Source organism: Lysinibacillus sp. UGB7 (genome assembly GCF_049058285.1).
In the GTDB taxonomy this organism is placed as follows: domain Bacteria; phylum Bacillota; class Bacilli; order Bacillales_A; family Planococcaceae; genus Lysinibacillus; species Lysinibacillus sphaericus_B.
Map to the genome: position 1 here is coordinate 47411 of NZ_JBMGUV010000029.1, position 22115 is coordinate 69525.

Below are 22115 nucleotides of genomic sequence, written 5' to 3' on the forward strand. Positions count from 1 at the left end.
CGACATCCATTGACATGCTGACAGTTTGAACAAATGGTGCCTGAAGACCATATAGTAAGCAAATTGGAATTTTCTTAAGTATTTATTTATTTGAACCCGTTGCTTTCCGCTCCTGAGGGGCCTTTTCGCTCATGCTGTTCCCGCAGAAGTCGCCGCCTTCGCTCCAATCAACTCGTGGTCTTAAAGTTGACAATCAAATATTTCTGTGCGAAGAATTTTGGTTAGCGCTGATAGCGTTTGTTTGGTGACTATTAAATAACAACATATCCCCCAAATCAATTCACTTATAATTCTAAAAAAGTATAAATATATGATTTAATAATTAACTCCCTAAATTTTACAGTAAATTTAATATTGATTTTCCATTATTGGTAATGACGATGGATTTTTTTCATGATAGAATAAAGTAAATTGTCAGTCATCTGACATATAATGAGGGAGGAATTCATTGATGAAATGGGTTAAAAGTATTGCAGCAACAACACTCGCTGCGAGTTTACTAGCTACACCAGGTTTTGCTGCAAAAGCTGAAGAAGCAACACCAACAGCTACGAAAGACGGTTTCAATTTAACAATTCTACACTCGAATGATACACACGCACACGTTGAAGCTGCACCACAACGCGCAACAAAGGTAAAAGAGCTACGTGCTGCAAATGCAAACTCTCTTTTATTAGATGCGGGTGACGTATTCTCTGGTACTCTATACTTCAATCAATTCACTGGAGAAGTTGATATGAAGTTAATGAACTTAATGGGCTATGATGCAATGGTATTTGGTAACCATGAGTTCGATTTAGGGTCAAGCCCTGAAGGACATGCTGCACTTGCGAAGTTTGTAAAAGGTGCTGATTTCCCATTGTTAGGAAGTAACTTGGATTTCTCAAAGGATTCCTTATTTGATGGCTTACAATCTCAAACAATTACAAAAGACTTCCAAAACGGTAAAATCTATAATGGTATTATTAAAGAAGTAGATGGTGAAAAAGTAGGTATTTTCGGTTTAACAACAGAAGAAACACCATCCATTTCAAGTGTTGCCAATGTTCAATTTGCTAACTATATCGATTCTGCGAAAAAAGCAGTAGCAGAGTTTGAAAAGCAAGGTGTCAATAAAATTATTGCACTGACACACTTAGGTTTCGATGATTCAAAAGAATTTGATAATGACCAATTGCTAGCCTCTGCGGTAGAAGGTATCGACGTTATCGTAGGTGGACATACACATACAAAATTAGATAAAGCTGTAAAAGCTGATACGTCATTTAAAAACCCAACGATTATCGTACAAACAGGTCAATATAGCGAGAATTTAGGAGAGCTTGATCTAACTTTCAACGATAACGGCGCAGTTGTTGAATACTTTGGCCAATTACATGCATTAAATGATAAAGAAAATCCTGTAAAAGCTGACGCTGACGCAGCAGCATTATTAGCACCATATAGTGAAAAGATTGCTGCAGTTAAACAACAGTCTACAGGTAATACAGCGGTTTCAGTACTTGACGGAAAGCGTGGTCTATGGGGCGTTCGTGCTGGTGAAACAAACCTAGGTAACATCATTACGGACGGTATGCTTGCTGGTGCACAAAAAATTGACCCAGAAGTACAATTTGCCTTCCAAAATGGTGGCGGTATCCGTGCTAGCATTGACGCTGGGGACATTACTGTAGGTGAAGTCATGACTGTCATGCCATTCGGTAATGCACTAGGTATTGTAAAAATGACTGGTGCTGAAATCTATGAAATTGCTGAACATAGTGTGAAAGACTTCCCGAAAGAATTTGGAGGTTTCTTACACTTCTCTGGCTTACAAGTAGAATTTGACGGTAAGGCAGCAGCTGGTAAACGTGTCACTTCTATTAAATTAAACGGTAAAGAACTTGATAATGCCACTACTTACAAAGGTGCTACAAATACTTTCACTGCTAAAGGTGGCGATGGCTTCGAAACACTTGCAAAAGTATATGCTGACGGCCGTGTAAGTGAGCCAGGTACAATTGACTATGAAATGTTTATCGATCATTTAAATACGCTTAAAAAAGTTGATGCTAAAGTTGAAGGTCGTATTGTAGCAACTATTCCATTTACAGATATTGCAAAAGGGTCTGAAACAGAGGGCTACGTTCGTGATCTTTATTACCGTGATTTAACACAAGGTACATCAGCCACAACATATTCGCCAAACGCTAATTTAACACGTGCACAGGCCGCTTCATTCATCGCACGTGTGTTAAAACTTGAAGCAAAAGGTGAAGCTACATTCTCTGATATTACGAGTTTAGAAGTAGCTACACAAAAAGAGATTACAGCACTCGCAGAAGCTGGCATCGTACAAGGTCAAAATGGCAAATTCAATCCTACTGCCAAAGTAACTCGTTCTCAACTAGCATTAATGTTTGCACGTGCTTATAACTTGCAGCATGATGCGAAAACTGGTTTAACAGCTGATTTCAGCGATATTTCTAAATACAATACAGAAACGCAAAACGCTATTGCACTTATGCAAGAATTACAAATTGCTAGCGGTTCAAATGGCAAATTTATGCCTGGAAACAATGCTACGCGTGCACATATGGCTAAAATGCTCTCTAACTACATTCCTTATGTAAAAGAAGCAAAATAATTCTATACGAAAAACCCGCTTCTCCTACTAGAGAGCGGGTTTTTATCTTTATTCAATAGTTATGTGACCATAATATGTGCGGAGTGGCATTCGTAACATATGCCTGTGAAAACCTTATCCTGCTGAACCAAAACGTCCATCAGTTGACACGGATTTTGATAATTTAAAAATCAAATTTAAAGTTATCTGGGTCTTGTCCAAAACGTTTGTTGAGATTCAATGAAGCCAGTTGAGTCATTTGAGCTTGCGTTAATTCAAAATCAAAAATCTGTGCATTTTCTTCGATACGACTCGGTGAAACCGATTTTGGAATAATAATCGTGCCATTTTGTAGATGCCAACGAAGGACTACCTGTGCAGCAGTCTTCCCTAAATCTTGACCAATTTCAAGAATTGTTGGATCATCAAGCACACCCCCACGACCAAGCGGTGACCATGCTGTGAGTGCAATATCATGCTTTGTACAATATGTCTTCAAAGTATTTTGTTGAAGATAAGGGTGCACCTCTACTTGATTGACCATTGGCGCAATATTTGCTTTTGCTAATAGTTTTTGTAAATGATGCTCATGGTGATTTGAGACACCTGTTGCACGAATTAATTTTTCATCATAAAGTCGTTCAATAGCTCTGTACGTTTCTTCAAATGTTTGTGGCACTGCCCAATGTGTTAAATATAAATCCAAATACTCCATATTTAACTTTTTCAATGACACTTCAAACGCACGTAACGTCGCATCGTAGCCTTGGTCATTATTCCAAACCTTCGTCGTGACAAAAATATCCTCCCGCTTGACACCTGAGTGACGAATCGCTTCGCCTACCTCGACCTCATTGCCATATAATGATGCTGTATCAACCGCACGATAACCAACTTTAAGCGCATGATCGATTGCTTGCAATGTTTCTTCGCGTTCTGTCATTTTATATACACCTAAACCAAGACGCGGCATTTCTACACCGTTTGTTAATACTTTTGTTGATTGTAAATTCAAGAACTTCAGCCCCTTTCTTTTCCTAGTTCCATTATACAAAAAATTGGATTTAAGAAAATGGAGAAGTTCCCTTCTTCGAATATAGGATATATGAGAACCTTCGCTTCGTGGGTATTCTTCCTTGCTCCGCGGATAGTTCACCTTGTACAGTAAATTCCGATATTACGGCACCTTACTGTTTCTTGAATTTTTCTTCAGGTGCATCTACCTGAATTGGGTCTGTAATCCGATCATCCTCCGCAAGCTCTAAACCATCACGCATACGCTCCATTTGCTTGCCTAGCTCCTTCACCTCATCAAAATTACCTGCCATTGTACCATTCTCAATATTTGGAACTTTTTTATCCATTTTCATCACCTCATTTTTTAGTTTTCCCGAAATACTAACGACTGAACCATTTCTGACATATTTTATTGTGCATTGACGTTTTCTTTTCATAGTAGATAAGCTATACTTAGGGGAGATTTCTTTATAAACATGAGGAGGGTTCTTCCATGAGTTTATTATTAATTCTTGGTGTTACAGCTGCTTTCTTAGTTGCTATTTTCACGGCTGGTTACGAAGGCGACTACAAAGCGGACAAATAATACCTCAAGACAATCACTAAGTGTGTTCTACTGCTTAGTGATTTCTTATTTTATTAGAAGTGGCCATTATGGTTACTTCTTTTTTTATGGGGAAAGCTTAGGATGGCCTAGATTGTGACATAATTCCTTAACGACTTGGTATTAGGTGAAAACATAAATGCTTGACTTTAAGTACTATATAAAATAAACTTAGTTACATAAAGTAAGTTTATTATCAAAAATAACTTATAGTTGGAGGCACATTCTTATGCATTTTCATGAAAAACCAAACACATATGTTACAAATGTCGAAATCAAAGTAAGTGATTTACATCGTTCATTAAAATATTATCAAGATATTATTGGTTTTAAAGTTCTAGAAGTAGGGTCACATGAGGCGACTTTATCTGCTGATGGCAAAACTGCACTGCTGACAATTGTACAGCCAGAAACAGTTGAAGAAAAAACGAGTTTAACAACAGGGCTGTATCATTTTGCCTTACTGTTACCAACACGCCGTGATTTAGCAAATATTATTAGTCATTTCCGTAATTCGGGTGTTTATTTTGGTGCATCTGACCACGATGTGAGTGAAGCCCTTTATTTACGAGATCCAGATGAAAACGGTATTGAAGTATATACAGACCGTCCTGAAAGTGATTGGACTTGGCAATTCGATCAAGTTCATATGGTGACAGAACCACTTAATATTTCAGCCATATTGGCGGAAGGTACCGGCGAATGGCAAGGACTTCCTGCTGGCACAGTTATGGGACATATACATTTATCGGTTTCCAGTTTAAGTGCAGCAGAGGAATTTTACACAAAAGGCTTAGGATTTGATATCGTAACACGCTATGGTGGTCAGGCATTATTTATCTCAACAGGTCGCTATCATCATCATATTGGTCTAAATACTTGGTATTCTGAGGACGCCCCAAAACTTGGTGAAAATCAGGTCGGCTTAAAAACATACACCCTTCGATTAGATAACGACAAACAACTAGCTAAAATGAAAGAAAACTTACATGCTATGGGGGCAACTATTGTTGATATTGAAGGTGGCTTCCAAACAGAAGATCCTGCTGGCAATGTTGTGCTACTGAAATTTTAATCTATCCGTCACTTTTAGAGTTCTATCCGTCACTTTCGGGATTCTATCCGTCACTTCCATATTCCCCAAGAAAAAAAGCAGTTCTCCTCATGAGAACTGCTTTTTTAATGTAACCCTGGGTAACCTTGCTGTCTCAAAGCTTCATAAATAACAATCGCGGCTGTATTCGATAAATTCAAGGAGCGAATATGTTCACTTTGAGGAATACGCAGACACATATCGCGACGTTCATATGCAAAATCCTTTGGCAAGCCTGTCGTTTCTTTGCCAAACATAAAGTATATGTCACGTTCCTGATCACTAAAATCATGTGTTGTAAACGGCTCTTCACTATACGTTTCAATTAAATATAGATCACCATTTTTCGATACTTCAATAAAATCCTCAAGTGAATCATGATACACAACATTGACACTATGCCAGTAATCTAATCCGGCACGTTTAAGCATTTTATCGTCTGTTGAAAAGCCCAGGGGACGAATTAAATGCAGAGAGGTATTCGTCCCAGCACAGGTACGTGCAATATTGCCTGTATTTGCTGGAATCTCTGGTTGATATAAAACGATATGCAGTGGCATAACGGTACACTTCCTTAGCTAAAAAATTGTAAACCTTTATTAATTTCAACGAGTACTTCATCGTCTTGTTCCGTGCCCTTCGCAGCGAGTAATGCTCTTTCTGCCTGTTCCCCGCCAATTTTCCCTAATGCCCATGCCGCTGTTCCTCGGATAACAGGACGTTCATCTTTTTCAAGAAGCGACACTAAATCAGGCACAGCGATTTCTTCTTTAAAATGCGCTAGAGCCAAAATGGCATTGCGTTGAATAGGCTTCTTACCACGCCAAGAGCCTGAAACATGTCCAAATTTGTCTTTAAAATCACGGTTAGAAATGGTCAAAAGTGGTACAAGTAACGGCTTTGCGATTTCTGGATTTGGCTTAAACTCTTCGTGAATCCAGTTAATCTTCCCTTTGTTTTTTGGGCACACTGTTTGGCATGTATCACAGCCGTACAAACGATTACCAATATGGCTACGAAATTCATCGGGCAAAGTTCCCTTCGTCTGCGTTAAAAAAGCAATACAACGCTGTGAATCAAGTTGTCCCCCCGCTATTAACGCGCCTGTTGGGCAAACATCTAAGCATAAGCGGCAATCCCCACATTCATCTTCCATCGCTGTATCCGGGGCAAATGGAAGATTTGTAATGATCTCTCCTAAATACACATATGAACCAAACTCCGGCGTAATAATAGAGCAATTTTTCCCGCTCCAACCAATACCCGCACGCTCTGCAACCGCCCTGTCTACAAGTGCGCCTGTATCAACCATTGACTCTATACGCACACCCTCTACTCGTTCTTCGAGCCATGCTGATAATAGTTTCAAACGCTCTCTTAACGCTGTATGATAATCGACACCCCAAGAAGCTCTACAAAAAATACCACGTCTTGAGCCTTTTTTTCCAACAGGTGCATCCTGCATACGTGATGGATACGCTACCGCTATGGCAACTATGCTTTCTGCTCCTGCTAATAGTTGAAATGGCTCAGTACGTTTTTCAATATCGCTTTCTTCAAAGCCTGACTGATAGCCAAGCTCTTGCTGACGACGCAGTCGATTTTTTAATTCTGTAAATGGAGCTGCCGTTGTAAAGCCAATTTTATCAACGCCAATGGACATTGCATACGCCACAAATTCACGTTGTAGGTCATGTATGTTCATTTTATTTCCAACTCCTTACATGTTACAATAATAGAAATAGTTAAAGTAGGTGATGAATTATGAAAGTGTCACTCAATCCAACCCTCAATACACAACATCCTGAACTGAAAATCGGCATTATTCATTATACCAAAATTGTCGTAACACAATCGCCCCAAATGATTAAGGGACGAATGCAATTGTATCAGGAAAATCTATTTTTAGAAATGCAGGAGACTTCTGTTACAGAACGAGCTGGTATCGCAGAATGGCGACAACTATGGAAAAAGCTTGGTGCTGATCCAAACCGCTATCGTCACTCGGCAGAAAGCTTAATGCGTCGTATCAGTAAACAAAATTATTTAACACCATTCCAATCTGGTATTGATTTAAATAATTTCTTCTCCTTGCAATATGAAATTCCAATCGGCCTATATGATATAGCTTTTCTTAAAGGAAATGTTGAAATCGCACTTGGCAACGAAGAAACAGGATACGAAGGCTTGAACGGCCGCTTTAATTCGCTAAATAATATCCTCTATAGTTGTGACGAGGAAGGTGCATTCGGTTCGCCATTCGTCGATTCAAGACGAACGGCTGTCTCAGAGACAACGATAGATGCTTTACAAATCTTCTACCTCCGTCCATCACTTTGTGAAAGTCAATCCGAAGAGCTTCTTGCCTCTGCTGGAAAAATGTTCAATCAAATTCATGGTGGCGACTATAAAACAACGCTATTAACAAATGCAGCACCATCTACTACACTATAAAGAGGACGTGTTCACATGATAAATCTTGCAGAAGCTGTTAAATTGAAAAGCATTTTAACAAAAAAAACCCAGGAACTTATGGGCGAATTGCACCGTAGTGCCTTTGTAACAGTCGAAAAGGGACAAGCTCCAAAAACGAGCAATCGAGCCATGACTGTTATTGAATCTGAGCTAGCGCAGGTACGTCTCGATGTGCGTACATTAGATCGGCTTGTATATGAAGCCAATATTAAAAACACAGTAGACTTTAAAGATCAACAATTAGCGCTGGTCGAGGCAATTGAACTTGCGACACAGCTTCGAGCTGAAGCAGAGCTTTGCAAGCACTTTAGTATGCATGAAAAAGAAAGTGTACGCATGGGCTATGGTGAAAGCACGATGCTTTATGAAATTGCTATGTACGAACCCGATGAATACCGTGAACGTGCTCTTAAACTCGATAAAGAAGCACATAAACTTTCCAATTTAATTAATGCCAAAAATTATAGCGTAGCACTGAACTTTGACGATTCTCGTTATTTCTAAGCTCCAGTCGGTGAGATGGAGATACAGTTACGGAAGTTAAATGAATGCTATAGTTTGGGGCAAGTTTTATCCTTAAAGATTGAAGCTATTTGCTCCAATCTTTTTCATTTGTAGATCTCCAGAAGTATTATTCCCTCTTTTCTTCACACTGCGAGTTTTTAAAACTGTAATTATTCGTTGAAATACAAAAAAAGCATCCGTTTAGAGATGCTTTTTTGTTCTAGTTCGTTAAATCATAATTAATTTCATATGTTCCTAAATCTAAATCAGCAAGAAGAAAAGTTACATTATAATTAGAATCAGTATATGTATGAGTGTCTTTCTCTTCATCTATAGCTTTATCAAATTCCACTTCATTTTTATCTAAATTCAATCCTATTGCATCAATAATTGACATAGCAGCTAATAATCCTTCTTCCCACTCATCTCCCTCTTCACTTACTTCGTTTATTGGGCTTCCTTCTACAGAGATATTATAGCCAACTAATTTTTTATCCTCATTATATTTAGCGACTATTTTATAATGACCCTTATATTTTTTAAAATCTGTTTCCAATAGGATTTGCGACAAAATATTTTCCTCTTTATTTAGTTCACTAGTTATTGGTTCTGGAATCTTCTCTAATTCTATTGGTTCTTCTGTATCCTGTTTATATACATCAACTCTGACATTGTATTTTTTAACAAACTTTTCTACTGTAGCTTTTGATTCAGGATCAACCTCTTCATATTTTACAGGAACAACTTTCTCTTCCTTTACGATCTCTTCTTTTTTTACATTTTCCTCTTTGTTCTTTTCTGTTCCCTCACCAGAACACCCAACTAGCATTATGGCTAGTAATACTAATAAAACTTTCTTCATTACATTATTCCCTCCGAATGCATACCATTAAAAATATACGTTATTTGATCTAGCAAAATACAATTATAATACAAATAGTTTATAAATTAACATTTCGCTTACTGCGATTACAATTTTGCCAAATTAAGGGTTACATTTCCACCATTATCTTTCGCCATTTTTCGACACCTTTGGTTATATAAAGAATTCGCATTACGCATAGACTATCTTAGACGGGTATTATGAACGTCTTTCAAAAGCTCGAATTCTGTCGAAGAAAATAATTAAATGTACTTAAAAAGTCGAGTCTCCTCGACTTCTCTTAATGTTTGCAGATTACATAAGAAATTTAGGGCACGGAAATCAAGCAAACAACATTGAATACCTACACAAAAATGTCACTGAAAAATCAAAAGAGAAAGCTGCTCAAAAGTTTGCAGCATACATGAATTGAGGGCAAAATTTTGAGCATTGGATAATTTGGATTGTGGCTAATGGCTGTTTTCCTAAATTGAATAGTTTTACGTGTTCTTTGAAATGGTAATGATTGTAACAATAAAAATGTTGTTAAAATTAATAAAAATTTATTGTAAAACAATAAACTACATGTTAAATTCAAATTGACAATAAATAAGTGAGGTGCTTTTTATGAAACGAGTATCAACACTCTTTTTAAAGTTAGCTGTTATACTTATGGGAATCCCCGTCCTTGCTTTGTGCATATTTTTGGTGCCTGAGATAGCGAGTTTTGCAGCACAATTGTATCCGGATATGGCTTATATAAAATATCTCATTTTCATCAATTTGTATGCAACAGCGATTCCTTTTTACCTTGCTCTGTATCAAGCATTTAGACTTTTAAGCTACATTGACAAGAATATCGCTTTCTCGGATTTATCTGTAAGAGCTTTAAAAAATATAAAATACTGTGCAATCACAATCAGTATCTTGTATGTATTAGGTATGCCACTCTTCTATCTCATGGCGGAGATGGACGATGCGCCAGGTATCATACTAATTGGAATGGTCATGATTTTTGCTTCAATTGTGATTACAGTCTTTGCTGCTGTTCTTCAAAAGCTATTACAAAATGCCATCGAAATAAAATCAGAAAATGATTTAACGGTCTGAGGTGAATAATATGGCAATTATAATCAATATCGATGTGATGCTGGCAAAAAGGAAAATGAGTGTAACAGAACTTTCTGAGAGGATTGGAATAACACTGGCTAACCTTTCTATATTGAAAAATGGCAAGGCAAAAGCAATTAGGCTTTCAACATTAGAGGCAATTTGTAAGGCATTAGAATGCCAACCCGGGGATATTTTAGAGTACAAATTTGAAGAAGATAGTTAAAATACTTGGGAAATACGGATTGATTCAAAGTTGTTTGCAATATAGATGTTTTTGGGCGTCTTTCTCTGCAAGGACTAGAAATTATTGTGCACAGGGGCTTTCGTTAAATTAGCAACAAGCTTTAGTGAAAACAGCCTAAAGTTGGCAACATATATTTAAGTATATTTCTAAATATATGATAGTAGTTATTTTAGCGATATTATGTATTCATTCAGTACTAATAAGTATATAAACACTACATTATAGGGTGCTTCACAACCGAATATTCAATCATTTGACAGAAAGATTAATCTACCATCACAAAAAAAGCTGCAAATATATTGCAGCTTTTAGCTTAACAATTGCTAACAATTATCAGCAACGTAAATGTCGAAAGCGTAAAAAGATGAAAGGCGGCTCTCGCATCGGTCTGTGTATGTCCAATCTGTTCTTTAACAGGTTACTAAGCATCACGTTTTCTTTGAAATACTTAGTGCTCTGAAGAAGTCGATTAATGTGTTGCTGCATAGAAGGCTTTAAACGACGTGCACGTCGTTTCTTTTTGTTAGGGTTGCTACCGCAGTTGTGCCACCGTAATGGCAGACACTTTAATCGTCTGATGTTGCGGTGGTGTTTTTGGTTCAATAAACAACGTTGAGTAATACGCATCCGCAATGGCAATCAAGTAAATTACAAGAAGTAATTGTTTCATTCAATGGTTCAAAAATTCATTTCTCCCTTTTTTCAGTTCTATCATTTCAGATTGTCTAGCTTATAATACGATTGATACGAAAAAAGGTTTCATATTAAAAGGAAAATATGAAACCTTTTTTGGTTAGAAGCACCCATGAATATTCAGCTCGTCATTTGAATCCATTGCATGAAATATGTTTTCAAGCATGCTGATAATTCAAGGCTTTTCATACCATCTGAAACTGTATACAATAGATTTATGGAGTTGGTGAGACTCCATACCAAGTTGGGTGTGCTGTTTTTCGAAATCCTACATTTAAGTAGATAACTTTAGTAAACCAATGACATGTGACCTGTTACTTTATGACCGATGACCAATTACCAACTATAGGCAAAGGTATAAAAACAATTTGCAATCAGAAGACTAATTCGAAAACACCACCCAATAAACTCTCTTACACCCAGTGTGTAAGAGAGTTTTTTATGTCTAGTTTGCCCCTAGCAAGGACAGAATGTATGTAATCCAAAGAAAAGGGGTAATACAATGACCAAGCAAAATGATTCACATCTTAAAAATGACGAGACATTAACAAATCGCCAAGGCCACCCTATTACCAACAATCAAAATCTACGAACTGTCAGTAATCGCGGACCTGCCACACTTGAGAATTATGATTTTTTGGAGAAAATAAGTCACTTTGACCGAGAACGTATTCCAGAACGTGTTGTACATGCTCGTGGCGCTGGTGCTCATGGCTATTTTGAAACATATGGTGTAGTGGGCAATGATCCTATTTCTAAATATACAAGGGCTAAAGTTTTTCAAAATAAGGGGAGGCAAACACCAGTTTTTGTTCGCTTTTCAACGGTTATTCATGGAGGACATTCACCTGAAACCCTTCGTGATCCGCGCGGTTTTGCAGTGAAGTTTTATACAGAGGACGGCAACTGGGATTTAGTCGGTAATAATTTAAAAATTTTCTTTATTCGCGATGCTATGAAATTCCCTGATATGATTCATGCTTTCAAGCCTGATCCTATTACAAATATTCAAGATGTTGAACGCTTTTTTGATTTCTGTGCGAGTTCACCGGAATCTTTCCATATGGTGACATTTGTTTACTCACCTTGGGGCATTCCAGCCAATTATCGAATGATGCAGGGCTCTGGCGTTAATACGTATAAATGGGTAAATAATGATGGCAAAGCTGTACTTGTCAAATATCATTGGGAGCCAGTACAAGGCATTAAAAATTTAACACAAAAAGAAGCAGAAGAAATTCAAATGAAGAATTTCAATCATGCAACGCAAGATTTATATGATGCAATTGCACATGGTGATTACCCTGAGTGGGAGTTAAATGTACAAATTATGGAGGATGGGCCACATCCTGAGCTTGATTTTGATCCTCTAGATGATACAAAGCTTTGGCCAAACGACAAATTCCCATGGTACCCCGTCGGTAAAATGGTATTAAATAAAAATCCTGAAGACTATTTTGCAGAGGTTGAGCAGGCAACTTTCGGTACCGGTGTCCTAGTGGATGGTCTCGATTTCTCCGATGATAAAATGTTACAGGGACGAACATTTTCTTATTCTGACACACAGCGTCATCGAGTCGGAGCAAATTATTTACAACTGCCCATTAATGCACCAAAGAAACGGGTAGCAACCAATCAAAATGGTGGTCAAATGCTGTATAAGAGAGATTTAGCACTAGGGCAAAATCCACATATCAACTATGAGCCTTCCATGTTAAATGGCTTAAAGGAAGCATCACAAACAGCTAAAGAATATACACCACTTATTGAAGGCCATCTCGTACGTGAATCGATTAATCGCCAAAATAACACAAAACAAGCTGGTGAAACATATCGTAATTTTGAGCAATGGGAGCGAGACGAACTATTAGAAAATCTAACTCGCGATTTATCGAGTTGCAATATTTCTATCCAACAAGCAATGATTGCCCTTGCACAAGAAGCGGATGAAGAATATGGTCGCTTATTAAAAGACGGCTTGGAAAAGGCACAAAAAGATTCTTCGACTGCACGACCTCTTGGTAATATCGAGGGAGATGATGCGCCTAACGATGCCATTAAAAAAGGGCATAATGCTGAGCCTTATTAAAGAAACAAAGCGTTCTGCACATTAAAACCTGCAGAACGCTTCTTTTATTTAATGTACTCCTGGTAAAATCCTTAAAACTTTTTCCTGTGCGTCTAAAATTGCATCTACCCCTAATGGTATGGCAATATTCGTTATTTCATGTCCAATTTTAAAGCCAGCTACTACAGGAACACCTAAATCAGCAAAGTACTCTTTCATTAACGTTAGAAGTGCCGCTTCATCTGCTCCTGTTTGCGTAAAGGAACCAATCACAACACCTGCTAACTGTTCAAGCTTTCGAGCTTGCTTTAATTGCTGAAGCATTGAATCAATACGAGGAATAGACTCAGTTATATCTTCTATCAATAAAATTTTACCATCTGTATGAACTTCAAACTTCGTGCCTAGCGTACTTACGAGTCGACGTAGGTTTCCTCCTATTATTTGACCGCGTGTAACACCTGACGTAATTGTCGTTAATGGTGAAATCATTTCAGTATATTGTACTTCCATCGGTGTAAAGAGCTGTAAAAACATTCTTTTTGATATATCGTCCATTTTACTTGCAGCCATTAGCATCGGTCCATGGAAGGTTACTAAATCTGCAAATTCATGAATCGCACAATGCAAATATGTAAGATCAGAGAAGCCCCAGAAAATTTTTGGATTTTCTACTAATAGGTCATAATCTATCTTTGCCGCAATACGAGCAGAACCATAGCCGCCCTTTACGCAAAAAATCGCCTTCACTTCAGGATCTTTCACCATCGCATGGAAGTCTGCCAGCCGCTCCTCATCACTTCCAGCTAAATAATCATGCTTGGCATTTATTGTATCCCCTATTTTATAGCGAAGATCCAATTCGTCTAGAAAGGCTAATGCTTCCCCAAGCTTTTCTGGCTCAACAAGGCTAGATAATGCTACAAGTCCAACTGTATCACCTTTGACCAAACGTGGTACTGTATTTTTCACAATAACCCCTCCTATTCTTTCCTCTATTCTAGCATATGTATAACATTGCATCATTGATTATTCATAGTATGAGTGCCTATCACTGATGGTAGTATTCTTACAATTTCATTGGACTTTAACGCAATTGCCATAGGACCTGTGTCATCCTGCATCACTTTTATTCTGTGTACGTAAAAGGCTATAAGTTGTTCTCCATTTAAGCTTACTATCACTGAAAAAAGTCAAAAGAGTTTTTTATCATGAAAATACCACCATTTGCATTATTACTGCTTGCGACACTTTTATGGGGTTTTTGGTGGACTAACCGTTGTAGCAGGTGTTTTATTGACTAGTAAAAAAATGCGTAGACTTCAAATTATATGAAGTCTACGCTTATTTTTCTTATTTTGTACCACCATAAATAACCGTTACATTCGGGTGATTTAATAACTGACTAGCTGGGAATTCTTCCGTCACAACACCACTTTGTAACTTTTCAATTGCCTCTAACTTTTTCTCACCAAATGCAATCAATACAATTGCCTTGGCATTCATAATAGATTGAATACCCATGGTGATGGCTTGTGTCGGTACGTCGGCCGGATCATCAAAATAAATGGCATTTTCAGTTCGTGTAGATGCTGTTAATTCCACAATATGCGTTAATGATGCAAACGGCGTGCCAGGCTCATTAAAGCCAATATGTCCATTGACACCAATACCTAATAGCTGCAAATCAATTCCACCAGCATCTGCTATACGCGCATCATAGGCAACACATTCGGCCGCTAAATCCACTACTTTACCATTTGGCAAATGAATATTTTCCTCGTTAATATCCACATGATTAAATAAATTCTCATGCATAAATGTCCAGTAACTAGCTGGACTAGATTGATCTAGACCTACATATTCATCTAGGTTAAATGTTTTGATATCTTTAAAAGAAAAATCTCCAGCTTGTTGTCGTTTGACTAATTCCTTATACATCCCGACTGGCGAGCCACCAGTAGCAAGTCCTAAAATACTTGCTGGCGTTACTTTCAATTGCTTAGTAAAAATATTTGCTGCCACTGTGCTCATTTCATCATACGAATTTACTTCTATCCATTTCATTGTGCTTATCATCCATATACCTACCTTACAATCATTTTTATTAACTAAAATGGAAAATAATTTACTAATTAGTAGCTAATATATTAATTTTACAAGTTATCTACTTACTTTTCTATTATTTTCTCTAGCAATCTTTATGCGTGTATTCTTTTGGCAATTCGGTTATGTTAAATAGTAAGGAAGTGAGGCGATTTTTATAAATTCACAAATACAGCAGTATTTACAACATATAAAATTTCAAGGATCTTTAGAGCCATCAGTTAAACTTTTAGGGCTCTTGCAAACATGCCATCTCCATACAATTCCATATGAAAATTTAGATGTAACGTTGAAACATAGTATCTCCTTCGCTATCCCCGATCTTTTTCATAAAATTATTGATGATAAACGCGGAGGCAACTGCTTTGAGCTAAATATACTATTCAGCTGGCTACTGCGAGAACTCGGTTTTTCTGTTACAAATCGCTATGCACAATTTTGGCGCAATATCGAAGCCGATACACCTTCTGAAGATGTCCCTATGCATCAGCTACTTATTGTCACTTTTGACGGTGTACAATATATTTCTGACGTTGGTGTAGGTGCACTAGCTCCCTGTAAGCCAGTTCCTTTAATTACAGGTCATCAGCATCGTGAAGGCAATGAGCTTTACAAAATTGAGTGGAGTGAAACATATGGCTGGATGTTTTATGAGCAAACTTCACATAATTGGCGTTTACTCTATTGCTTTACCAATGATGCTAACGATGCGCAATTTGCCCCACGGCTTTCTAAACAAGCTAATAAAATTGCGATGATTCGCACCCCACGTGGCCGACATACAATGCTCAACAATGAATTTCGAATATACGAAGGTCAATCCCTAACAACGTATACAACACATAGCGACAAAGAGTGGTTGCAAGCACTGAAACGTTATTTTCATATTTCACTTTTCTAAATAAGGATGCTGCGGATAAATGCATCCTTATTCGTATTAATTTTTCGTACGCTTTAGTAACTCATAAATAACTTCCTCGCCATGAAGCTCCTTAACTAAGCCGATACCATCAACAAAGTAATAGGTTTTCACTACATCACTATAGACAAATTTTTCTTCTAAAATAGCTACCTTTTTATAGTTAACACCGCCAGCACGGACCGTCCCATCTGTCATTTTCACTGTTATTCGGTTACCACCTACAGGTCCATCATCCTGTTCGTGTACAATCACACCAATTCGTAGAGGTAATCCTATAAATAAATCATAATGCTTGCTAAAGTCTGCAGCAATTGCTTGTCCATAAACAGTTTCATTGCCGTACAGCAGTTCATCGTTAAATGGCTCTTTGTTGGTCATATTGGTAACCGTCCATACGTCGTTTTTATTATCGTTATGGCTATATTGGTAATTTAATGTATACCTAATATCCTTATCAGGCGAATAAAATGCATACGTGTATACATACGCAGGATCCTTTAAGAGACTCACTTTCGAAAGCGTTAATGCACGTGCCATAAATGCTGAAAAATGTGCACGTGTTAGCGATAAATTTGGCTTAAATGTACCGTCTTGATAACCCCTTGTAATATTATTATTCGCAACCGCTAAAATTTCCTTATAACCAATTGTCTTCTCTGTAACATCTGTAAAATGATACGAGTTTGAACCTTTTAGTTTAAATGCCCTTTGTAAAACAATCGCCATTTCCCCTCTAGAAAGAGTACCACCTGGATTAAACTTCTTGGTTGAATCAAAAATCCCAGCATTTTGGGTAGCCGCAATTTCTTTATAATAAGTATGTGTAATTGGTATATCCTGGTATTTTGGGTTCTTTACGTTCGCTGTCTTCAATCCCAGCGCACGAGTTAACATTACAGCAACTTGTGCCTTTGTAACATAATCATTGGGTTTAAACATACCATTAGGATATCCCTTGATAATTCCCTTCTCTACTAAATAATCAATTTCTGTTATTAACACATTGTCCGACGATACGTCTGTAAAGCTTGCAGCTGCATAAACCGTTTGAATTTGTAATATCCAGACAAAAAGCACAGCCACACACAGCATCTTACTAATCTTCTTCATGTCATTCCCCCTATTTTTCTTTCATCCTTGTTATCCTATTCACCAAAAACAGTAATTAGATATAATCCCTCAAAATCGCATAAAAATAACTGTCTCTTTTATCATCCTCGATGATTAACTGAAATCCCCTCATCTATTTGTTTTCATTACCCATTCTCCATTACTTTTACGCCTATAAAAAAACATTTGAATTCACATATTTACTTGTGCTAAACAAATAAAAAAACCTCTACTAGATATGTAGAGGCATTCTATCAAAGCATTTACTATTTTTTGATTTCACTAGTTATTTCTTTCGAATTAATCCTAAACCCAGTCCAGTAGGATCAACCAGGTAATGCAAGATAAAAATCATCTAATTCCATTTTATCTCGGACTATTATAGCACCATTAGCATTCAAATAGCATCATCCATTGAATCAACTTCAATTTGAATACGTGTTCCATAAGGTTAATCATGTGGTCCCTTACCAATACCCCATTAACGCCATCCTTCTTGTTGTAACTGCCCAATAATCCCAATGAGGCTCAGCAATTTCCCAGTTAAACACTTTAGCATTAAAATTCTGCTGCTTTTTTGGGATACTGACTATTTAGTTCGAACCTAATTACTCTTCCATATTTTGTAGCACTAATTTAATAATGCTATAGCTTCTATAGAACACCCTTTCCTAAAGGAAGTATTGCTTAATAAGTTTGAAAATTTATGCATTACTTTCATCATGAATTTGCTACTAGCGCAATCATTAATAACGTCTTGCCACAATTTATAGAAAGAACGTTTGAGCTTGAACCATAAAAATACACGGTAATTTATAGTTTTCCCATCAACCCTTTACGTGACTGTAATTCGATTTTGCAATCACAATCTTCACAGGACAATTTCCCTTTCATATTTTGTTTGTACAAATTATATTTCTTTGTTCCTTCAACAACTTCAAAAATTTGCTTACAAAAAATGCAGTGAAGTGAGTAGCTAATCATAGTACTTCCCCCTTTAATTTGTGCGAAGCCGCTTTAGCGTACAGGACAAAAAATAATGCCACGGACAATAAAATACTAAAAACACCAAAGACAATTGCAGTCATTTGTAGATTGAAGCATTGTGCAAACAGGCCTAACAGTAAAGTAAACAAAATCTGTAAGACACTTTGAAAAATATTAGCGACACTTCCAAAGCGCCCCATCAATTCAGGTGGTACACTTTGCTGATAAAATGTGTCATAACCCGCATTACTAAATGCCATAAAGAAACCTAATGCAACAAAACTTACAACTGCCATCCAACTAGTGGTCGAAGCATAAAATGTAGTATAAAATACCATTGTCATTAGTAGTCCCACTGCAATATATGAGCGAAGCGACCATTTCTTTGCGAAACTTGCTGCCACAATCCCACCTACAATAGATCCTACACCCGCAATACTTACGATTGTTCCATATAAGCCATCAGATAAAGCTAAATCCTTCTTAATGAATGTTGCTTCCTGAGAATCAAGAGCAAATGCAATCATTAGGCTACACTGGAACAGCAAATAGATTTTCAAAAATAGACCATTTTTCCGTATAAAGAATACTACTGCTAAATAATCACTTTTTAGCATGCGCCAAGTAACACGTTGTTGCAAAGTCTCTGCAGTGTCATCTACATCAGGCAATGAATAAATGACAAAAGCACAAACAAAAAATGTGAAACTATTGATCCAAATAGCTATCGTTGTATTAAACAGCATAATCAGCACGCCAGCTAATGCTGGTCCAACTAAGAATGACCCTGAATTAAACGTACCTAACAATGCATTAAAGCGTTGTTTATCCTCCATTGAAACATATTTCGTAATATAATAAGTACTACTCGGTCCAAAAAAACTACTCGCAATATTAGCTAAAAATAACAACGCATAAATTAGCCAAATTGACTCCATAAATGGTAGAAAAAAAACGATACTTCCTCGTACGATGTCACTTAAAATCATTATCTTCCTTTTATTCGTGCGATCAATGATAGAGCCTGCAATAAAGCTCGTTAAAACCCTAGCAATAGGCCCAACTATAAAAATCCCTGCCATTGCAGCTGGTGATGCTGTTAAATGCCAGACAAATAAATTTAGTGCTACAAGGTAAATCCAATTTCCCAAATAAGAAAATCCAAATCCTCCTATTAACAAACCATATTTACGAGCCATATCCATCCAACGTCCCCCTATAAGGTACTATTCATTATTAATTGACCTTTTCACTGTCAAAAAAGCTCGTTCTTAACATTGACTTGCTGACTTATTGACATATAGTGTTTTATAAAGTTCTGCAAATAATGGTACAAAGAATAAAACTAACGAAAAATATTCTTAAATAACCAAGATTTTTGTAACTACTTCGTTCATTACTTAGACCTTTAACACTATATATTATCAAAATATTCCATCTATTTATTATGTGTGTTTACATGAAAAGACCTTCTAAATAATTGAAGTCTCCCACATGAAGGAATGCCGGTTTTAATCATTTATTACAACTTGAATTTATCGGCTTTCGACATATTACCAGGGTAATTCCATTATGTTCCATTGTAAGTTTTTATTCAATATCTTTATCAAATTGTGTCAATTTCATAATTCACTTTCATTTCAATAAAGGCGAATATGATTAAAGAAAATAAATAATTGTTCCTATCAAATAGGTATATTCCGCTACAGGCGTACGCTTTCCGCGGGCAAGCACCGAGCCCATTCCATCGGTTCGCTCAGTCTAAGGTCTCGGTTCGCTTGCTTTTCCAGCTACCTCCTTACGCTCCTACCAAAATGATCATGTTTCTATATAGAAAAACTATTTATGAAATGAATTCACTTGTATGATTAAAGTAGTCGAGCAATCTTATCAAAATTATTTAAATTAACTCCATATCTAAAAGTATAAAATAATTTAACTTCCTATTGTTTTCTAGCGCGTTCTTTAAATCAAAAAAACACCCACAAACGCTGTATTTCAACGTCTGTGGGTGTTTTTCATTTTTACTCGAGTGAACTAATTTGTTCAATTGATACCGGTGGTCGGGGTCGAACCGACACTCCAAAGGAACACGATTTTGAGTCGTTAAAAGAGTGCGTTACCTTCACCGGCATGCTAATAAGTTAATTTGAACGGACATTGTATCGCCATATGCGTAAACGACCGTTTTCCTATTACTGCTAGTTTACGGTATGCTTATCGGAAAGTAAAGCGATAACAAGTAATTTAACTTACGTCTCTAATAGCTTATTTACTAGCGATTTTACTTCTTCTAATACTCTATCCCGCTCAGTAGTATCGTAAAATATATCCATCGCCTCATCCATCGCCGCTTCAATAGTCAAACCATTATCTTTACGTCGCAAAATATAAAGTAATACCAACTTCTTTTCTTGAATAGCGTCTACCTTTCGTCGTCTTGGGAGCAAATGTCGGTATCCGTTCGGACATCATTTCCGCGTAGATTTGTAATGCGCGTTCTTTTAAAGGTATCATATCTAATACTTCTCTTGGTGTTAAATTATGTGTTAGCAATAGTATTTCCTCCTATTCATAATTTGGAGTATACACGCATACAAACCGCATGAGAATAGGCTTTTTACCGCATTTCATGTTATGCTACAATTATAAATCGTTAGTAAAAGATCAACGCAACATTGACGCAAAACAGGCTTTTAATACATATATAATAGAAGAAACTCATTTCTCAGACGATACCACTCGCACAACCACCTTATTTTGCGAATGTCGATGCGTCTGACAGCGCAAAAGTCGGCTTGTTTTTAAAATGATGTCTGTAATTCTCGGAGACCAGATGACGCCTCTCAGAATAAGGGGCTTTGGGGTGACGCAGTTTCAACGCAAAAAAAAGACGATCAACACGTTCGCTCAATCGTTGATAATCGCTTGTTCTTTTCGTTTACGTTTCTCACGCGCTAATGTAGCGACTGAAATTCCCGTCCTTGCTTCGACTTCTTTATAGCTATTCGATTCCAATAGCTGCATAGCGTTGTCTAAGTGTTTCTTATCGAATTTCTTCGGTCTGCCTTCTCGGAAGTCCTCGCGCTGCTTTGCGATTACTTTGCCTTCTTGCGTTCGCTCTATGATTAGATTACGTTCCATCTCTGCTACTGCTAGTAGCGTAGTAAGGAAGAAGCGCCCCATTGTCGTATTCTCTAATAGTCCTACGTTAAGCACATGCACACGTACACCGCGCTCGAATAACGCCTCGACAACATCAATACCCTCTTTAGTGTTACGTGCTAATCGATCAAGTTTCGTCACTACTAACGTATCACCTTCCGTTAACAACGCCATAACTTCATTAAATACTGGTCTATCCGTCTTAGTCCCCGTAAACTTCTCTTTATAGATTTGCGTACAGCCTTCCGATTCTAACAACTGAATTTGCGACTCTAAATCTTGCGCTACCGTTGACACTCGAGCATAACCGTATTTAGCCATTATATCGCCCCCAACTTTTGATAATAAGTTTTGATAACGTTTATAAGGCTATCTTATCGCATCGGTAAAACGTTGTCAATACTGTTAAGTTATGACAATATTGAAGTAAAAAAATAAGCCGAGCCATAATCGACTTACGCTTTTATTAAAGCCCCAATAGTCGAATAAGAGAGAGTCTACATTACCACGCTTCTCGCTTTATTAACTTAAATCAATTATTGTGAAT

20 protein-coding genes are annotated in these 22115 nt (G+C 37.2%); 8 read left to right on the top strand and 12 right to left on the bottom strand.

Translation table 11 applies throughout. From position 1 onward, the window contains the following. Positions 1-451 precede the first annotated feature (451 nt). Complete coding sequence (locus tag ACOMCU_RS21245; RefSeq protein ID WP_421051312.1) at positions 452-2626, top strand: 5'-nucleotidase C-terminal domain-containing protein; 2175 nt, start codon at positions 452-454, stop codon at positions 2624-2626. Positions 2627-2789: 163 nt separating this feature from the next. Here ACOMCU_RS21245 and ACOMCU_RS21250 read toward each other — a convergent pair whose 3' ends face one another. Both ACOMCU_RS21250 and ACOMCU_RS21255 read right to left on the bottom strand, forming a co-directional pair. Continuing rightward, positions 2790-3620, bottom strand: a complete 831-nt coding sequence (locus ACOMCU_RS21250) for an aldo/keto reductase (RefSeq protein WP_421051313.1) — start codon at positions 3618-3620, stop codon at positions 2790-2792. A 172-nt stretch (positions 3621-3792) separates the two neighbouring features. Beyond that, positions 3793-3969, bottom strand: a complete 177-nt coding sequence (locus ACOMCU_RS21255) for a hypothetical protein (RefSeq protein ID WP_010857304.1) — start codon at positions 3967-3969, stop codon at positions 3793-3795. Positions 3970-4455: 486 nt separating this feature from the next. On the opposite strand from ACOMCU_RS21255, the gene ACOMCU_RS21260 reads away from it, so the two are divergent. Then, positions 4456-5301 (top strand): VOC family protein, encoded by an 846-nt coding sequence (locus ACOMCU_RS21260; RefSeq protein WP_421051314.1) that lies wholly within the window; start codon positions 4456-4458, stop codon positions 5299-5301. 104 nt (positions 5302-5405) lie between these two features. Here the strand turns inward: ACOMCU_RS21260 and trmL are convergent, their stop codons facing one another. Both trmL and queG read right to left on the bottom strand, forming a co-directional pair. Beyond that, positions 5406-5879, bottom strand: a complete 474-nt coding sequence (gene trmL, locus ACOMCU_RS21265) for a tRNA (uridine(34)/cytosine(34)/5-carboxymethylaminomethyluridine(34)-2'-O)-methyltransferase TrmL (protein WP_010857302.1) — start codon at positions 5877-5879, stop codon at positions 5406-5408. A 14-nt stretch (positions 5880-5893) separates the two neighbouring features. Further along, positions 5894-7024, bottom strand: coding sequence for a tRNA epoxyqueuosine(34) reductase QueG (queG, locus tag ACOMCU_RS21270; protein ID WP_010857301.1), 1131 nt, complete (start codon positions 7022-7024; stop codon positions 5894-5896). Between the two features lie 59 nt (positions 7025-7083). On the opposite strand from queG, the gene ACOMCU_RS21275 reads away from it, so the two are divergent. Together ACOMCU_RS21275 and ACOMCU_RS21280 are read left to right on the top strand one after the other, a co-directional pair. Next, positions 7084-7773, top strand: coding sequence for a B3/4 domain-containing protein (locus ACOMCU_RS21275; RefSeq protein ID WP_010857300.1), 690 nt, complete (start codon positions 7084-7086; stop codon positions 7771-7773). 15 nt (positions 7774-7788) lie between these two features. After that, positions 7789-8298, top strand: coding sequence for a hypothetical protein (locus ACOMCU_RS21280; protein ID WP_421051315.1), 510 nt, complete (start codon positions 7789-7791; stop codon positions 8296-8298). A 220-nt stretch (positions 8299-8518) separates the two neighbouring features. Here ACOMCU_RS21280 and ACOMCU_RS21285 read toward each other — a convergent pair whose 3' ends face one another. Further along, positions 8519-9160 (bottom strand): hypothetical protein, encoded by a 642-nt coding sequence (locus ACOMCU_RS21285; RefSeq protein WP_421051316.1) that lies wholly within the window; start codon positions 9158-9160, stop codon positions 8519-8521. Between the two features lie 627 nt (positions 9161-9787). Here ACOMCU_RS21285 and ACOMCU_RS21290 point away from each other — a divergent pair. The 3 genes from ACOMCU_RS21290 (at position 9788) to ACOMCU_RS21300 (ending at position 13299) form a co-directional block, all read left to right on the top strand. Then, on the top strand, positions 9788-10270 hold the full coding sequence (locus tag ACOMCU_RS21290; protein WP_010857297.1) for a DUF2975 domain-containing protein: 483 nt from the start codon (positions 9788-9790) through the stop codon (positions 10268-10270). A gap of 10 nt (positions 10271-10280) precedes the next feature. Next, positions 10281-10496, top strand: a complete 216-nt coding sequence (locus tag ACOMCU_RS21295) for a helix-turn-helix domain-containing protein (protein WP_010857296.1) — start codon at positions 10281-10283, stop codon at positions 10494-10496. 1216 nt (positions 10497-11712) lie between these two features. Beyond that, positions 11713-13299 (top strand): catalase, encoded by a 1587-nt coding sequence (locus ACOMCU_RS21300; protein ID WP_421051317.1) that lies wholly within the window; start codon positions 11713-11715, stop codon positions 13297-13299. A 48-nt stretch (positions 13300-13347) separates the two neighbouring features. Here the strand turns inward: ACOMCU_RS21300 and ACOMCU_RS21305 are convergent, their stop codons facing one another. Then, entirely contained in the window at positions 13348-14250 is a 903-nt protein-coding gene (locus ACOMCU_RS21305; protein ID WP_010857293.1) for a S66 peptidase family protein, read from the bottom strand. Between the two features lie 381 nt (positions 14251-14631). Further along, positions 14632-15345 carry a glucosamine-6-phosphate deaminase gene (nagB, locus tag ACOMCU_RS21310; protein ID WP_421051318.1) on the bottom strand — a complete coding sequence of 238 codons (714 nt, stop codon included), beginning with the start codon at positions 15343-15345 and terminating at the stop codon, positions 14632-14634. 229 nt (positions 15346-15574) lie between these two features. On the opposite strand from nagB, the gene ACOMCU_RS21315 reads away from it, so the two are divergent. Beyond that, positions 15575-16285 carry an arylamine N-acetyltransferase family protein gene (locus ACOMCU_RS21315; protein ID WP_421051333.1) on the top strand — a complete coding sequence of 237 codons (711 nt, stop codon included), beginning with the start codon at positions 15575-15577 and terminating at the stop codon, positions 16283-16285. A gap of 36 nt (positions 16286-16321) precedes the next feature. Here the strand turns inward: ACOMCU_RS21315 and ACOMCU_RS21320 are convergent, their stop codons facing one another. From ACOMCU_RS21320 to ACOMCU_RS21340, 5 genes are all read right to left on the bottom strand, one after another. Next, positions 16322-17416 (bottom strand): S-layer homology domain-containing protein, encoded by a 1095-nt coding sequence (locus tag ACOMCU_RS21320; RefSeq protein ID WP_421051319.1) that lies wholly within the window; start codon positions 17414-17416, stop codon positions 16322-16324. 980 nt (positions 17417-18396) lie between these two features. Next, positions 18397-19608, bottom strand: a complete 1212-nt coding sequence (locus ACOMCU_RS21325) for an MFS transporter (protein ID WP_010857288.1) — start codon at positions 19606-19608, stop codon at positions 18397-18399. Between the two features lie 1047 nt (positions 19609-20655). Next, on the bottom strand, positions 20656-20790 hold the full coding sequence (locus tag ACOMCU_RS21330; protein WP_421051320.1) for a hypothetical protein: 135 nt from the start codon (positions 20788-20790) through the stop codon (positions 20656-20658). Then, positions 20780-20959, bottom strand: coding sequence for a hypothetical protein (locus ACOMCU_RS21335; protein WP_421051322.1), 180 nt, complete (start codon positions 20957-20959; stop codon positions 20780-20782). Before ACOMCU_RS21335 ends, ACOMCU_RS21330 begins: the two co-directional genes overlap by 11 nt. 354 nt (positions 20960-21313) lie before the next feature. Continuing rightward, positions 21314-21889, bottom strand: coding sequence for a recombinase family protein (locus ACOMCU_RS21340; RefSeq protein WP_421051323.1), 576 nt, complete (start codon positions 21887-21889; stop codon positions 21314-21316). Positions 21890-22115 lie beyond the last annotated feature (226 nt).

Excerpts from the sequence above, each read along its gene's own strand:
- ACOMCU_RS21245 (WP_421051312.1), top strand. The coding sequence starts at position 452 with ATGAAATGGGTTAAAAGTATTGCAGCAACAACACTCGCTGCGAGTTTA.
- ACOMCU_RS21255 (WP_010857304.1), bottom strand. The coding sequence starts at position 3,969 with ATGGATAAAAAAGTTCCAAATATTGAGAATGGTACAATGGCAGGTAAT.
- ACOMCU_RS21260 (WP_421051314.1), top strand. The coding sequence starts at position 4,456 with ATGCATTTTCATGAAAAACCAAACACATATGTTACAAATGTCGAAATC.
- trmL (WP_010857302.1), bottom strand. The coding sequence starts at position 5,879 with ATGCCACTGCATATCGTTTTATATCAACCAGAGATTCCAGCAAATACA.
- queG (WP_010857301.1), bottom strand. The coding sequence starts at position 7,024 with ATGAACATACATGACCTACAACGTGAATTTGTGGCGTATGCAATGTCC.
- ACOMCU_RS21275 (WP_010857300.1), top strand. The coding sequence starts at position 7,084 with ATGAAAGTGTCACTCAATCCAACCCTCAATACACAACATCCTGAACTG.
- ACOMCU_RS21280 (WP_421051315.1), top strand. The coding sequence starts at position 7,789 with ATGATAAATCTTGCAGAAGCTGTTAAATTGAAAAGCATTTTAACAAAA.
- ACOMCU_RS21285 (WP_421051316.1), bottom strand. The coding sequence starts at position 9,160 with ATGAAGAAAGTTTTATTAGTATTACTAGCCATAATGCTAGTTGGGTGT.
- ACOMCU_RS21290 (WP_010857297.1), top strand. The coding sequence starts at position 9,788 with ATGAAACGAGTATCAACACTCTTTTTAAAGTTAGCTGTTATACTTATG.
- ACOMCU_RS21295 (WP_010857296.1), top strand. The coding sequence starts at position 10,281 with ATGGCAATTATAATCAATATCGATGTGATGCTGGCAAAAAGGAAAATG.
- ACOMCU_RS21300 (WP_421051317.1), top strand. The coding sequence starts at position 11,713 with ATGACCAAGCAAAATGATTCACATCTTAAAAATGACGAGACATTAACA.
- nagB (WP_421051318.1), bottom strand. The coding sequence starts at position 15,345 with ATGAAATGGATAGAAGTAAATTCGTATGATGAAATGAGCACAGTGGCA.
- ACOMCU_RS21320 (WP_421051319.1), bottom strand. The coding sequence starts at position 17,416 with ATGAAGAAGATTAGTAAGATGCTGTGTGTGGCTGTGCTTTTTGTCTGG.
- ACOMCU_RS21325 (WP_010857288.1), bottom strand. The coding sequence starts at position 19,608 with ATGGATATGGCTCGTAAATATGGTTTGTTAATAGGAGGATTTGGATTT.
- ACOMCU_RS21340 (WP_421051323.1), bottom strand. The coding sequence starts at position 21,889 with ATGGCTAAATACGGTTATGCTCGAGTGTCAACGGTAGCGCAAGATTTA.